Source organism: Chordicoccus furentiruminis (assembly GCF_019355395.1).
Classification (GTDB): domain Bacteria; phylum Bacillota; class Clostridia; order Lachnospirales; family Lachnospiraceae; genus Chordicoccus; species Chordicoccus furentiruminis.
In genome coordinates, this window is sequence record NZ_CP048829.1 from 1,748,875 (window position 1) to 1,763,033 (window position 14,159).

At 58.1% G+C, this 14,159-nt stretch carries 10 protein-coding genes; 6 read left to right on the top strand and 4 right to left on the bottom strand.

What is annotated here, in order from left to right; translation table 11 throughout:
* Nucleotides 1-17 precede the first annotated feature (17 nt).
* The 6 genes from G4C92_RS08200 to G4C92_RS08225 all read left to right on the top strand — a co-directional run bounded on the left by G4C92_RS08200 (nucleotide 18) and on the right by G4C92_RS08225 (nucleotide 6,502).
* Complete coding sequence (locus G4C92_RS08200; protein ID WP_274939379.1) at nucleotides 18-413, top strand: hypothetical protein; 396 nt, start codon at nucleotides 18-20, stop codon at nucleotides 411-413.
* Between the two features lie 21 nt (nucleotides 414-434).
* On the top strand, nucleotides 435-1,574 hold the full coding sequence (locus G4C92_RS08205) for a hypothetical protein (protein WP_274939380.1): 1,140 nt from the start codon (nucleotides 435-437) through the stop codon (nucleotides 1,572-1,574).
* A 92-nt stretch (nucleotides 1,575-1,666) separates the two neighbouring features.
* Nucleotides 1,667-1,972 (top strand): DUF4176 domain-containing protein, encoded by a 306-nt coding sequence (locus tag G4C92_RS08210; protein ID WP_274939381.1) that lies wholly within the window; start codon nucleotides 1,667-1,669, stop codon nucleotides 1,970-1,972.
* Entirely contained in the window at nucleotides 1,965-2,819 is an 855-nt protein-coding gene (locus tag G4C92_RS08215) for a PP2C family protein-serine/threonine phosphatase (protein WP_274939382.1), read from the top strand. The genes G4C92_RS08210 and G4C92_RS08215 overlap by 8 nt, the downstream gene beginning before the upstream one ends.
* Before the next feature lie 55 nt (nucleotides 2,820-2,874).
* Nucleotides 2,875-4,629 (top strand): serine/threonine protein kinase, encoded by a 1,755-nt coding sequence (locus G4C92_RS08220; RefSeq protein WP_274939383.1) that lies wholly within the window; start codon nucleotides 2,875-2,877, stop codon nucleotides 4,627-4,629.
* Nucleotides 4,630-4,747: 118 nt separating this feature from the next.
* Nucleotides 4,748-6,502, top strand: a complete 1,755-nt coding sequence (locus G4C92_RS08225) for a serine/threonine protein kinase (protein ID WP_274939384.1) — start codon at nucleotides 4,748-4,750, stop codon at nucleotides 6,500-6,502.
* A gap of 72 nt (nucleotides 6,503-6,574) precedes the next feature.
* Here the strand turns inward: G4C92_RS08225 and G4C92_RS08230 are convergent, their stop codons facing one another.
* The 4 genes from G4C92_RS08230 to G4C92_RS08245 form a co-directional block, all read right to left on the bottom strand.
* The gene (locus tag G4C92_RS08230; protein ID WP_274939385.1) at nucleotides 6,575-7,870 is read right to left on the bottom strand and encodes a DNA polymerase Y family protein; all 1,296 of its coding nucleotides are present in this window, start codon (nucleotides 7,868-7,870) and stop codon (nucleotides 6,575-6,577) included.
* A gap of 52 nt (nucleotides 7,871-7,922) precedes the next feature.
* Nucleotides 7,923-10,730, bottom strand: a complete 2,808-nt coding sequence (locus G4C92_RS08235; protein WP_274939386.1) for an HAD-IC family P-type ATPase — start codon at nucleotides 10,728-10,730, stop codon at nucleotides 7,923-7,925.
* 128 nt (nucleotides 10,731-10,858) lie between these two features.
* Nucleotides 10,859-12,346, bottom strand: a complete 1,488-nt coding sequence (locus G4C92_RS08240) for a glycoside hydrolase family 32 protein (RefSeq protein ID WP_274939387.1) — start codon at nucleotides 12,344-12,346, stop codon at nucleotides 10,859-10,861.
* A 138-nt stretch (nucleotides 12,347-12,484) separates the two neighbouring features.
* Nucleotides 12,485-14,146 (bottom strand): extracellular solute-binding protein, encoded by a 1,662-nt coding sequence (locus tag G4C92_RS08245; RefSeq protein ID WP_274939388.1) that lies wholly within the window; start codon nucleotides 14,144-14,146, stop codon nucleotides 12,485-12,487.
* Nucleotides 14,147-14,159: the final 13 nt, after the last annotated feature.

The following is a 14,159-nucleotide window of genomic DNA, read 5'->3' on the forward strand; positions in this document are numbered from 1 at the left end:
ACGGGAGGAATGACACGATGGCAGTTTTTGATATCGATACGGATGAACTGAATGCTCTCGCGGGTACAGCCAGTTCCGCGAACGATCTGATCAGTGAAGCCCTGCAGACGCTTCAGTCCGTCACCACACACAACGACTGGCAGTGCGCGGAGCGGACACGGATTAACAATTACATTCTGCAGAACCGGCAGATGGCGTCCACACTGCAGCAAAATGCCGCTGCATTTTACCAGGCTATCAGCAAAGCGGCGGAGCTGGCTTATCAGTCGGAACAGTCTTATCTGCAGAAGCAGAACGAGCTGGACGACCTGATCGGAAGAATAAAAAATGTTGTGCCGGGGATCAGCCAGACCGGGAGCGTCGACGGCGGCGCAGTTCCGCTTATCTCGGACTTTAAGAATGTTGTGGACTGAACCCGACAGGAGGAAAGCGGAATGGCGGATATAAAATTTTCGGAAGCAACACTGATGGAGCAAAGTGCACAGCTGGCCGGGCTGCAGCAGCAGTATGAAGACATTTTCACGCAGGTTGCCAGTGTGCTCAATTCAATGAATGAGAACTGGAGCGAAAGTCTGGCGGGCAATTTCTCCGGCAAGATCAGCGGAGCGCAGAAGGCATTCTCCAGTGTGGTCAACATGCTGGCGAACGGTTCGAGCGCCGCGAAGGTGGCGAGTCTGTCCTATTCGGACGTCGGATCCGTACTTGGATCTCTTATCAGCTCGGTTACCGAGGGCGGGGGAGAGACTGCGTCCGGAGAAAGCATGATGGGCACGCTGCTCACGTCGGTCATCGAAGGCAGTGACATGAATACGACTTCTGCAGCTCTTGTGAAGCAGCTGCTTGATGATCCGGAGATCATGGCGGGTACCGGACTGGATCAGCTGGATCCGGAAACGCAGGAACTTGTCAAATCGACCCTGCAGGGCGTAGTAGGCAGCGCCACGGCCGGCGACTACAAGGCTGTGCTGCAGACCCTGAAGGATGCCGGCAATCAGGAACTGGCCAACCAGGTAGACAAAGTGCTTCAGTCAGACTGGGCCAGGGCGAACAACATCGCCAGCGCGGAGGATCTGGGAATGGCGAAAGCACTCAAGGAAGCCACCGGAGGTGCGGTTGATCTGAATCAGCAGGCGACGGATCTGGTGAAAGGGGCTATTTCCGGCACGGCGAAGGGCGTCAGGGATGTTGCTGAAAGCGGAGGAGATCCGGAAAAGATCTGTGAAGCAGCAGTGGGAGCGACATGGAATGCCACCGGCGGAAATGTTCTTAACGCATCGGAAGGCCAGGCATTTGATTTTATCATGAATGATAAATATGACAATGCTGCCGTTAATCAGGGCGTTTTCGGACAGCTGCGGCAGAACGCGAAGGAAACCTATCAGGAGCTGGGGGTTTCCAACTGGAAGGAAGCGGTCGGAGCCGATGTCGATATGGTTCAGTCGTGGTTCACAGGGAACAACGATCACTATAATCAGAACTATTACGCCACGCACAGCACGTCGCAGGTCATCGGGGACGTGGTCGATGACGCCAGGTATATCGCCGGTCAGGTGTACCATTCCATATTCAAATGAGGGCCACTGACCGCGGCGCTCCGGCAGCAGGACCCGTGAAACAATACGCTGCTGCCGGTTTCGTAAAGATTGAGAGATGAGGGAGGATCAGAATGAATACAATACTGCCTATCGGATCGGTTGTTATGCTCAAGGGCGCGAAAATGCCGCTGATGATTTTCGGCTATGTACAGCAGTTCGGTCATCTGGAGAATGAGTTTGCCGATTATATCGGCGTTCCCTATCCGGCGGGAAACATCAGTATCGAATCGCAGATCGGTTTTCAGATGACCGACATAGAGAAGGTGCTGTTTGAAGGATACCGCGATCCGTCGTTCGCACCTTTTGAGAAAATGCTGAAAGTCTGTGCGACCAGGCATGCGGCCGAAATGACGGAGAAAGGCAAAAAGGATGGCTGATCTCGGAAACATGTTCCGTTACATCGTGGAATGCATACCGCCAGGCGTTTCGTGCGCCTGCGGCAGCAACCGGGGAAAGAAACGGGCGAACAATGAGGATAATTTCTGCTTTGACGGAACATGCCTGCCGGAGGACGGCAGCATTGAAGGCGTCGTCATCACCACGAAAATCAGCCGTCTGAACCTTGCTGAAGGGAACCCGCATGGTTTCGGTATCTTTGACGGCATGGGCGGCGGCGATTACGGGGAAGTCGCTTCCCGGACCGCAGCCCGTGCCATGAAGGAATTTCTGGAACAGGCTGTGGAAGAATCCTTTGAAGGGACAGAGACGGACGAGGAGGAAGAAAACCGGCAGCTGCTTTCTTTCTGCGAAGAAGCCAATCAGAAGGTGCATCGCATCGGGGCGGATCTCGGATCGCCCATGATGGGCACGACCCTGGCGGTGCTGTATCTGAAGAAAAATTCCTTATGGGTGTGCAACATCGGGGACAGCCGGATCTTCCGCCTGCGTGATCATCTGATGGAACAGGTTTCTGTCGATCACACCGATGAGAAGGAAATGAAGGCGGCGGGCATTTCCGGCCGGAAACCGGTTTTGACACAGTATGTGGGCATTGATCCGGAGGTGTATGTGCTGGAGCCATATATCAGCTGGAAAAAGATCAGGAAAAAGGATGTGTACCTGATCTGCAGCGACGGAGTGACGGATATGGTTCCCGAATCTGACATCCGGGAGATACTGGACAGCCAGATGAAGCCGAAGGGCATGGTAGAGAAACTGATTCATTCCGCACTCGATGGCGGCGGGAGAGATAACATAACCGCTACGGTCCTTGTCTTTGGATAACCGAATGCTGTGCGGGGCTGTCTGATTGTCGGGAACCTGAGGGGGAAAACTGAGCATGAGCACATATGAAAACATCACTCTTCCCTGGCCGGAGTGGAAAATTACGGAACAGCTGGGGCGCGGAGGTTTCGGAACCGTCTATAAAATGGAACGGCAGCTCGTGGATATGAAGGAGGTGCGCGCCCTGAAGGTGATCACAATCCCTCAGGACGCAGATGAAATCTCTGGACAAATCAACTATTACGGCTATGACCGCGAGAGTCTCCATGAAACCTATACGGGACGGATGCAGGACGTGGTCCGGGAGTATGAACGGATGGCGCAGCTTGGCACGAATCCCAACATTGTCGGATGCCATGACGTAAAAGCGGTGCCGCATGCGGACGGGATGGGCTGGGATGTATTTATCAGTATGGATCTTCTGACGCCTCTGCTGATATATATGAACAGGCATCCATTCAGTGAAAGGGATGTGCTCAGGCTGGGCCTTGATCTGTGCAGTGCGCTGACGGCCTGCGAAAAAATCAACCTCATCCACCGGGATGTCAAACCGGCGAATATCATGGTGGACAGCGCCGGGCATTTCCGTCTCGGCGATTTCGGCGTGGCCAGGACACTGGAACACACCACCGCCGTCACCCAGGCCGGAACCAAGCCGTACATGGCTCCGGAAGTGATGCGGCATGAGCAGTGTGGAAAAACGGTGGATCTGTATTCCCTTGGGCTCGTGCTTTACTGGCTGCTGAACAACGGCCGTCTTCCTTTTCTGCCGGCGCAGGGAAAGCTGCATCCGGGCGATGAAGAGAAAGCGCTGGCCAGAAGGCTGGCCGGGGAGGAATTCCCGCCGCCGGCGAACGGAAGCGAAGGCTTTTTCCGGATCATCAAAAAGGCATGCAGACGGAGACCTTCCGAGCGGTATGCAGACGCGGAGAGCATGCGGAGCGATCTGGAACGGATGGAACAGTCCGGAACCGCCGGGAATACGGCTCTGGGAACCGGTCATCCTGCCGCCGAAAGCAGGTCTGCCGGCAGCCAGACAGTCGGAAGTCAGGCGGCCGGCGGAGTTTACGGAGAACAAACCGGGCGGTCACAGTGGCCCCCTGCGGGCTGGGCGACAAGTCAGGTGCTGGGGGCGGCGCATTCCGGACAGACAGAGAAATCAGCGGGAACAAACGGAACGGTCAGCCGTCCGCGCAGCGGAGAAACCATCGGCAACGGATGGAGCGATATAACCGGCGCGACGATCGGGAAACCCGGCTCCCGGCCGGCCGGCGGAGTTTACGGAGAACAAACGGACAGGACTGCCCCGACCATCGGACGGCCGGGGAAGAAAAAAACGACCGGGAAGACGACGCAGAGCGCGCAGGGGGGAACGACGGGGAAGTCAGCACAGCATACGGAGAAAGGAAAGACGAAGCCGCCGGAAAAGAAAAAGGCGGATGACAAGCCAGTGTACTCCCGGCCGAAGACGGCGGTCGTTCTGCTGCTGATGTGTATAGCCACTTTTGCTAGTCCCTTTATTTCGGATGCATCCGTCTCCATACAAGACGTAGGAATAGTTTCACTGTGCATGATCGGCTTATGCTGCAGTGGCCCGGTTCTGATCCTGATCGGACTTCACACTTTAGGAGGCGTCCTCCTATTCATTAATGTGTATTGTCTGGTGGTATTTTATAGTCTTCTGGTGCTATTTTATATGTTTCCTTCATTTTTTGAGGATAGCGGAGCGGCGGGGGTCGTTCTTATAGGCCTGACCTTTTTGCTGGCTGTTTTTCTTTACTATGTTATTTTGCGATTTATAAGGAACTAGTGTCAGAGCCGGATCGCATTGACAGCAAATGGCGGTTCCGTCATCGGATTTCATCGTCAACCGGCTGATGGATGTCTGGGCAGGTCCGCGGAGACTGCATCAGCTGAGAGGAGAGAAAATGAGTGCATATGAAAACATCGCCCTTCCCTGGCCGGAGTGGAAAATTACGGAACAGCTGGGGCGCGGAGGTTTCGGAACCGTCTATAAAATGGAACGGCAGCTCGTGGATATGAAGGAGGTGCGCGCCCTGAAGGTGATCACAATCCCTCAGGACGCAGATGAAATCTCTGGAAAAATCAACTATTACGGCTATGACCGCGAGAGTCTCCATGAAACCTATACGAGACGGATGCAGGACGTGGTCCGGGAGTATGAACGGATGGCGCAGCTTGGCACGAATCCCAACATTGTCGGATGCCATGACGTAAAAACGGTGCCGCATGCGGACGGGATGGGCTGGGATGTATTTATCAGTATGGATCTTCTGACGCCTCTGCTGATATATAAGAACAGGCATCCATTCAGTGAAAGGGGTGTGCTCAGGCTGGGCCTTGATCTGTGCAGTGCGCTGACGGCCTGCGAAAAAATCAACCTCATCCACCGGGATGTCAAACCGGCGAATATCATGGTGGACAGCGCCGGGCATTTCCGTCTCGGCGATTTCGGCGTGGCCAGGACACTGGAACACACCACCGCCGTCACCCAGGCCGGAACCAAGCCGTACATGGCTCCGGAAGTGATGCGGCATGAGCAGTGTGGAAAAACGGTGGATCTGTATTCCCTTGGGCTCGTGCTTTACTGGCTGCTGAACAACGGCCGTCTTCCTTTTCTGCCGGCGCAGGGAAAGCTGCATCCGGGCGATGAAGAGAAAGCGCTGGCCAGAAGGCTGGCCGGGGAGGAATTCCCGCCGCCGGCGAACGGAAGCGAAGGCTTTTTCCGGATCATCAAAAAGGCATGCAGACGGAGACCTTCCGAGCGGTATGCAGACGCGGAGAGCATGCGGAGCGATCTGGAACGGATGGAACAGTCCGGAACCGCCGGGAATACGGCTCTGGGAACCGGTCATCCTGCCGCCGAAAGCAGGTCTGCCGGCAGCCAGACAGTCGGAAGTCAGGCGGCCGGCGGAGTTTACGGAGAACAAACCGGGCGGTCACAGTGGCCCCCTGCGGGCTGGGCGACAAGTCAGGTGCTGGGGGCGGCGCATTCCGGACAGACAGAGAAATCAGCGGGAACAAACGGAACGGTCAGCCGTCCGCGCAGCGGAGAAACCATCGGCAACGGATGGAGCGATATAACCGGCGCGACGATCGGGAAACCCGGCTCCCGGCCGGCCGGCGGAGTTTACGGAGAACAAACGGACAGGACTGCCCCGACCATCGGACGGCCGGGGAAGAAAAAAACGACCGGGAAGACGACGCAGAGCGCGCAGGGGGGAACGACGGGGAAGTCAGCACAGCATACGGAGAAAGGAAAGACGAAGCCGCCGGAAAAGAAAAAGGCGGATGACAAGCCAGTGTACTCCCGGCCGAAGACGGCGGTCGTTCTGCTGCTGATGTGTATAGCCACTTTTGCTAGTCCCTTTATTTCGGATGCATCCGTCTCCATACAAGACGTAGGAATAGTTTCACTGTGCATGATCGGCTTATGCTGCAGTGGCCCGGTTCTGATCCTGATCGGACTTCACACTTTAGGAGGCGTCCTCCTATTCATTAATGTGTATTGTCTGGTGGTATTTTATAGTCTTCTGGTGCTATTTTATATGTTTCCTTCATTTTTTGAGGATAGCGGAGCGGCGGGGGTCGTTCTTATAGGCCTGACCTTTTTGCTGGCTGTTTTTCTTTACTATGTTATTTTGCGATTTATAAGGAACTAGTGTCAGAGCCGGATCGCATTGACAGCAAATGGCGGTTCCGTCATCGGATTTCATCGTCAACCGGCTGATGGATCATGAATTAGTGCCGGGATTGCCGGCGTTCGTCTGTGACTCCCTGTCCTGCCCCGCGCCCCTGCGCACAATATCCGATCCGTACTTTTTCCGGACGTTCTCCAGCATGGCGTCGAGGGCGGCTTCTTTTTTCCGGAAGGCCTGCTGCTTCCGTTCCGCTTCCAGCGAACGCCCGTAGTCGAAGAGATTCAGCTGGCGGTATTCGCCGTGATCCAGACGGGTCGCGGAGACGCCGATCAGACGCACCCGGACGCCTTTGGCGAAGAGCCCGTCGGGACCTGTCAGAAAGTCCCGGGCGAGGCGGAGCACCGTCCCGGAGATCGCCGCTCCGCTGTTCGTGGAGTCTTTGAGCGTGGTCTGACGAGAGCGGCGCTGGAAGGCGTCGGTCTTGACAGAGAAGCCGATGGTTGATGCGTAGACGCCGTCCCGCCTGAGGCGTCCGGCGACGCTTTCCGAGAGCGTGCGGATCAGCGGTACGGCCGCGGCTTCGAAATTGTCCGCATCGATATCGACCGGCGTGGTTTCCTCACGCGAGTAGCCCTTGGCGTCCTCCGGGTCGCAGACGAGCCGGTCGGAACTCCGTCCCCAGGCGCTCTCGAGGAGGTGCGCACCGCCCCTGGGACCGAGCAGCGCGGTCAGGACGCCGGACGGCGTATGGGCGGCGTCTCCGATCGTCGCGATGCCGATGGAGCGCAGCTTCTCCGCGGTGGCCCGGCCGCAGCCGAAGAGGTCGCCGATGGGCAGCGGCCAGAGACGGGCGGGCACCTCCTCCGGCCATAGCACATGGACCCGGTCCGGCTTGGTGAAGTCGCTGGCTGTTTTTGCCAGCAGGCGGTTGGTGGAGATCCCCACGTTGACTGTGAAACCCAGCGTTTCACGGATCCGGTTCTTCAGCTCCTCCGCCAGCGCGGGCGCGCCGTTCCGTCCCGTCCGATGCGTCACGTCGAGGAACGCTTCATCGATGGAGAGCTGCTCCAGATACGGCGAAACTTCTCTCAGCATCGCCATCAGGCGGCGGGACGCGTCCCGGTAGGTGGGAAATTCAGAAGGCACCAGAAGCAGGCGGGGGCATTTCCTGAGCGCGGTCATGACCGCCTCGCCGGTCTGCACGCCAAAGGCCTTCGCCGGGATGGATTTGGCGAGAATGACGCCGTGGCGCGTCTCGACATCGCCGCAGACGGCGGCCGGGATCTGTCGGAGATCGACGGATCCCGGGTTGTCACGCAGCCGCCTGACCGCGGTCCAGGAAAGAAACGCGGAGTTGACGTCGACATGAAAAAGAATTCGTTCGTCCATACTCCTCCTTTCCCTTCGGGCCGCCGGCTGCATGTCCCGTATGAAGTTTCTGTTATCCGGCAAGGTGCTCTTTTCTGGGACGGAACCGCTTCTGCATCAGCTTTTTCGTCAGACGGCTCAGCTGCGTGATCACGAGAACGATCACGAAGGCCATCGGGAAGATCAGCATCACCCATGGAGAAGACCAGAGCGCGCTGATGTCATAGAAGCCGGGGAAGATGATCAGACCCAGTACGAACGCGCCGACGGAGATTCCGAAGACGCCGCGCCGGTACCAGTTGAAGGGCCATGAGACCTGACCTACCACCAGCAGTGCGACGAAACCGCCGGCCATCAGATAGAAGAGCGAGATCAGCTCGTCGCTCCAGTTCAGCGCCGTGCCGAGGCAGAGCACCATCAGGATCGAGAAGACCATCGTGAGAGCGGCGGGGACGCAGGTTTTCAGGACGTGAGGGAGAAATCCCTCCGCCTTCCAGCCTTCGTGCTGCTCCAGCGTGAGCAGGAAGGAAGGCATGCCGATGCCGCAGACATTGATCAGCCCCATCTGAAGCGTGGTCCACGGATAGGCGCGGGTGAGGATTGCGAAGATCATGCTGAGCAGGCAGGCGTAGATCGTCTTGGTGAGGTAGAGCGCGCTGACCCGCTCGATGTTGCAGATGATGGTCTTTCCTTCGGCCACAATGTCCTTCATCGTGGAGAAATCGGAGTCCAGCAGCACGATGTGGGCCGCCTGCTTGGCCGCCTCGGAACCGTGCGCCATCGCGATGCCGCAGTCGGCGTCTTTGAGGGCCAGCACGTCGTTCACGCCGTCGCCCACCATCGCGACGGTGTTTCCTTCCTTCTGCCACGCCTTCACAAAGGCCTGCTTCTGTTCCGGACGGACCCGGCCGAAAATCTGGTATCCCCGGATGGCCTCCGCCAGTTTGTCCGGATCGTCGGGGAGCGTGCTGGCGTCGAGGTATCGGGAAGCTCCGCGGACGCCGGCTTTGACTGCGACCGCGGAGACCGTGACCGGATTGTCGCCGGAGAGAACTTTGACCTCCACGCCGGCCTTCGCGAAGTAGTCAAATACTTCCTTCGCGTCGGGTTTGACGACGTCGGAGATCACGCAGAGCGCCTGAGGGACGGCGGGGCCGTCCCCGGATCTGCGGGCCAGCGCGAGCACACGGTAGCCTTCGGACTGAAAGCGGTCGATGTAGCGGAGTACGTCTTTCCGGTCCGGCACGAGGTATTCCGGTGCGCCCATCAGATAGGTGCCGCGGCCCTCAAAGGTCACGGACTTGTATTTCCGCTCGGAGGAGAAGGGCACGGAGGCCGTGACGGTCCAGTCTGTCTTCCTCCCGAAGTAGGCGTCCAGCGCCTCCTGTGTGTCGTTCGTGTCGCTGAAGGCGCCGTTCATGTGGGCGGCGACGGCCCGGATCTCGTCGGCTGGAATGCCGCCTACCGAGATCAGACGCGCCATACGGAGCTTTCCGGTCGTGATGGTGCCGGTTTTATCGGTGCAGAGAATGTTGACCCGCGCGAGGGACTCGATGGCCTCCATTTCCTGCACCAGAGCCCGCTTCATCGCGAGACGGCCGACGCCGATGATGAACGAGACGGAGGTCAGCAGCACGAGCCCTTCCGGGATCATGCCGATGACGCCGGCCACCGTCCGGACGATGGAACGGGCGAAAATCCAGTGCGCGTCATGGAGACCGCCGGCGGCCGCGCGGACTGCGGCCGCATGCTGGCTCCGGAAGAGCAGGAGTCCGACCGGGATGATGGCGATGGAGATGACCTTGATGATCCGTCCGATCGTGATCTGCATCTCGGAGGAGGCACGGCGGCGGTGGTGGGATTTCTCCACGATCTGCTGCGCGTAGCACTCCCGTCCGACTTTCTCCACCTTCATTGTTCCGCTTCCGGATACGACGAAGCTCCCGGACAGCAGGCTGTCGCCGGTCTTTTTCCGGACCGGCTTCGACTCGCCGGTCAGCATCGATTCGTTGATCTCGATTCCGTCGCCCGCCATCAGAGAACCGTCCGTCACGATCTGATCTCCACTTGTGATCTCGACGATGTCGTCCGTGACGATCTCTTCGATCGGAAGCTCTTCCACGGAGCCGTTCCTTCGCACCTTTGCCTTCGACGCGGAGATCACCGAGAGCTTCAGGATCAGGTCCCGCACGCGCAGCTCCTGCACGATGCCGATCAGTGAGTTGCAGATGATCACGCCGAGGAAGAGCATGTTCTTGTACTGACCGGTCAGGAACACCAGCACACCGAGAAAGATGTTGAGGAAGTTGAAGTAGGTGACGGTGTGGGAGAAGATGATCTGACCTGTCGAGCGGACGCCCTTCTTCTCAACCCGGTTGACCTTGCCGAGGCGGACCCGGGCCTCCGCCTGTGCGTCCGTGAGGCCCCGTTCCGCGTCGATCGGAGAGGAGGAATCCCGCTCAATCCGTTCGAGCTCCTGAAGCCGGGCCTGCTTTTTCGCCGCCCGGCGCTTACGCCACGCGGTAACCGGCCGCATCAGGCGGGCCTTCTGCTCTCCGGTGAGCAGCGGCCGGGTCTCGGGGCGGGTTTTCGGGCGAGAGCCGGCTTCGGCTGTTTCGTCCGGAGCGATTTCTTCCTCTTCCGGGACCTCTTCTCCGGACGGCAGGAGCGCCTCCGGATGCGTCACGGGTTCCGGCGCGCTTTCGGCCGGCTGCTCCGCCTGTCTTTCCTTTGTCACGGAGGCCTCGTCCGTCTCCGCTCCGCCGTCCTCTGGGAAGCCGGGGAGTTCGATCAGATCCACCTCTTCTTCCTGCGGGGCCGGCAGCGCCGGCGTTTCCTCTGTCTTTCTGATTCCGAGTCTGAATGGATTCCACCTGCGCATGATGATGCCCGCTCCTTCCGCCTTAGCCGGATGCATTTCCCAAGTTGTTCTATCATTATATCGGACAGGCAGACAGAACGCAAACGGACCGGGACTCCTCCGCCGGCGGGGGAATCCCGGTCTTCATTTCAGACCAGATCGTACTTTCTGATGTCCAGCGTGCCACGGCCGTCAGAATGAAACCCGATCCGGTCGGCCGACTGCCCGGTGTACAGGGCCATGCTCATGGTCTGCACGCCGTCGTTGACAAAGATCTCCGCGCTGAACCGGTCGAGAATCACGCGGAGCTTCAGCGCGCCGTCGGGAGAGAAGACATGGCAGGAACGTTCGTGGAGGAGCGCCCGGCAAGTGCCGGAGTGCTGGCGGCTGACGGTCAGAAGGCCTTCCTCCGGACGATATACCAGCGAGCTGTAGACGGATCCCGTCTCGTCCTGCGCGAAGCGCATCTCAAACCGGCGGAATCCGCCGGTGCCGCCCGGACGGATGGTCATCTCGAGATCCGCCGTGCGGCCTCTGAAAAACGGCGTCGTCTGACGGTCCCCGTCCAGTTCGCCTCTCCATGCTTCCGGATTCGTCCGGTGAGATGCGAGTTCACGGATGGGTGACTGAAGGATCCGGCCGTTTTTGATGCGGAGCTCACGCGGAACCGACATCTGTCCGAACCACTTCTGATCCTTTCCCCGTTCGGCGCAGGCATCCCAGTTCTGCATCCATCCGATCATGACGCGTCGGCCGTCTTCCGTCAGAACGCTCTGAGAAGCGTAAAAATCGATGCCGTAATCCATTGGCTGAACCCACTCCTCGCGGAGACGGCCGGAGTCGGGATCCATGTCCCCGACGACGGCCAGCGCGCAGTTGCCGCTTAAGCCTTCCAGCTGGTCGGCCCGGATATCCTGGGGGCTGGAAAGCAGAACCGTTTTGCCGTCCAGTGTGAACACATCCGGGCATTCCCACATCTTTCCGATCCGGTTCCGGCTGCGGAACAGTATATTCCGGAAATTCCAGTGAAGCGCATCCGGACTCTCGAAGACCAGAATATCTCCGCTGCCGTCCGCCGCCCGGCATCCTGCGAAGCACAGATACGTGCCGTCCGCTGTCCGGAGGATCTTCGGATCTCTGAAATCCACCGGACTTGATCCGGCCGGAAGGTCTGTCTCGCTGATGACGGGATTGCCGGCATACTTCCGGTAATTCAGCCCGTCGCCGACGGCGACGCACTGGGTCTGGCGGATATCAGGCTCCTTTTTTCCGGGAACCGGAATCTCCTTCACGCCTGTATACATCAGCAGATGCCGCCCGTCGTCCAGCTCCAGCGCGCTTCCCGAGAAAGCGCCGAACCGGTCGTAGGGTTCGTCGCAGGCGAGGGCGCAGGGAAGATAATCCCAGTGAAGCAGATCCGCGCTCACCGCGTGTCCCCAGTGCATGGGCCCCCAGCTGGTGTCATAGGGGTTGTACTGGTAAAACAGATGATATTTCCCGCCATAGCGGCTGAACCCGTTCGGGTCGTTCATCCATCCGACGTAAGGCGTCAGGTGGAAAGCCGGCCGTTCCTCCGGTTCGATTTGCGCGGCTGCCTTCGCTTCGTAGTCTCTCGCTTTTTTCAACAGGTCTGTCATGTCAAGCCTCCATCCGGTTTTGTGTGAACGGCCGTACGTCTTTTGCCGGCCGTCAGATTGGCAGTCTGCATTTCTCTGCAAATCGGGAAATGCAGACCGCCCGGTTTTCTGACGTTTCTTCAAGCTGTGCCGGAATCGTCAGCTGCTGCTGTCAGCATAGTAGGCGTCCAGATATTTCTGGAAGATGCCCAGATATTTATCCATGCCGTAGGCATCGAGCTTTTTGATATAGGCATTCCACTTGGAATCGTCCAGTCCGTTCATGATCCAGTCGGATTTTCTGGCGTTGATCTCCTTCTGGATATCCGCCTGCAGATTTGATAATTCTTCGGTATCTTCTCTGTCCATGAATACGTTCGGATAGACGTACTTCCCGTGCATCTGATCGGTGTAGGTGTCTTTGATCCAGTCAAGGCGGTACTGGGCGTCATCCGGGCAGGTTACATATTTTCCATAGTATTCGTTCAGCACGGCGAGAGGGCCTCCAACGCACTGCGCTTCACGGACCTCAACCGGGGAAGCGTCTCCGAGCTTCTCATGTTTCAGCATCGGCTCGCCGTTCTTGTTCTTTGACATCCGGAAGATGTTGAATTTGTTCTTCTCGCCGTACGTGCCCCAGTTGTTCTGGGGGGACTGAAGCGGGTCATACATCTGGTCGAGCCATGAGCAGACGAGTGCCGGATTCTTCGCCATCGAGGTCACGACGCAGCGTCCCCGGTCGAACCCGCTCGTGAACGATCCGTTCTGCGGCGTGATGCTGAGCGTGTCGGCCTTGAGAGGCGGAAGCGGAACCCAGTCCTTCAGGTTGTCGATGTTGGCGACGTCCCAGGTGAAGCAGACGCCGTAGCGGCCGGATTTTCCCTTGGAGACATAGGTGGACCAGTCCTGCGTGAAGCATTCCTTGTCGATCAGGCCTTCGCTGTAGAGCTGATGCAGCCAGGTGATGCCCTCTCGGTAGCCGTCCTGAACGGCCGTGCAGATGACCTTCCGGTCATCCGTCACGGCGATGTGCCGGCCTGAGTCGTTGTCGCCGTAGCCCTCGCCGAAGCCATTGATGATGAGCGCCGGGTCCTGGTCATTGACGATGCAGGACAGGGGGATGACGGAGCCGTCTATCTGAAATTTTTCCTTCAGATCCGCTTCATGGTCCTTGAAGGACTTGAGAACATCCTCCAGTTCATCGGTTGTTTCCGGCATGTCGAGTTTCAGATAATCAAGCCATTTCTTATTGATGAAACTCATATTCCCGATTGTCTGGATGGCGGTCTTGTTCTCACCGAGCTGCTCAATCCAGGGAAGCGCCCAGATATGACCTTTGGTATCCGTGCTCATCTTTCTGTATTCCGGATATTCATCGAAGACTTTCTTCAGGTTCGGCATGTATTTGTCGATGTAATCCTCAAGAGGAAGAATCAGCTCCTGCTCTCCGTATTTCAGAAGGTCGCTGTCGCTGAAGCCGGCGGAAAAGATGAAATCCGGGAGAGTTGAGAAATTGACCATCTGAAGGGAGATTTTGTCGCCCCACTGGTCGGACGCGATCGACTTCCAGTCCACATGCACGGTGGTCTTTTTCTCGAGGCGTTCGAAGATGACCCGCTTGTTGGGGTCGGACTCGGTCCCGCTCGGGTAGCTTGTGAGTCCTGTGATGGTCTGCTTCGTCTTCAGAGGAAGACGGACGCTCTCGGCGCTGGCGGTAGCCGCCCGATTGACCTTGTATCCGAATAATGTGGAGCCGCAGCCGCTCAGGGTCGTTGAACACAGTACGGCCGTCAGGATGCCGGCGAGTAAACGCTTTTTCATATCCGCTATCCTC

Bases quoted from the DNA above. Each gene is read 5' to 3' on its own strand.
- G4C92_RS08200 (WP_274939379.1), top strand. From the start codon at position 18: ATGGCAGTTTTTGATATCGATACGGATGAACTGAATGCTCTCGCGGGT.
- G4C92_RS08205 (WP_274939380.1), top strand. From the start codon at position 435: ATGGCGGATATAAAATTTTCGGAAGCAACACTGATGGAGCAAAGTGCA.
- G4C92_RS08210 (WP_274939381.1), top strand. From the start codon at position 1,667: ATGAATACAATACTGCCTATCGGATCGGTTGTTATGCTCAAGGGCGCG.
- G4C92_RS08215 (WP_274939382.1), top strand. From the start codon at position 1,965: ATGGCTGATCTCGGAAACATGTTCCGTTACATCGTGGAATGCATACCG.
- G4C92_RS08220 (WP_274939383.1), top strand. From the start codon at position 2,875: ATGAGCACATATGAAAACATCACTCTTCCCTGGCCGGAGTGGAAAATT.
- G4C92_RS08225 (WP_274939384.1), top strand. From the start codon at position 4,748: ATGAGTGCATATGAAAACATCGCCCTTCCCTGGCCGGAGTGGAAAATT.
- G4C92_RS08230 (WP_274939385.1), bottom strand. From the start codon at position 7,870: ATGGACGAACGAATTCTTTTTCATGTCGACGTCAACTCCGCGTTTCTT.
- G4C92_RS08235 (WP_274939386.1), bottom strand. From the start codon at position 10,730: ATGCGCAGGTGGAATCCATTCAGACTCGGAATCAGAAAGACAGAGGAA.
- G4C92_RS08240 (WP_274939387.1), bottom strand. From the start codon at position 12,346: ATGACAGACCTGTTGAAAAAAGCGAGAGACTACGAAGCGAAGGCAGCC.
- G4C92_RS08245 (WP_274939388.1), bottom strand. From the start codon at position 14,146: ATGAAAAAGCGTTTACTCGCCGGCATCCTGACGGCCGTACTGTGTTCA.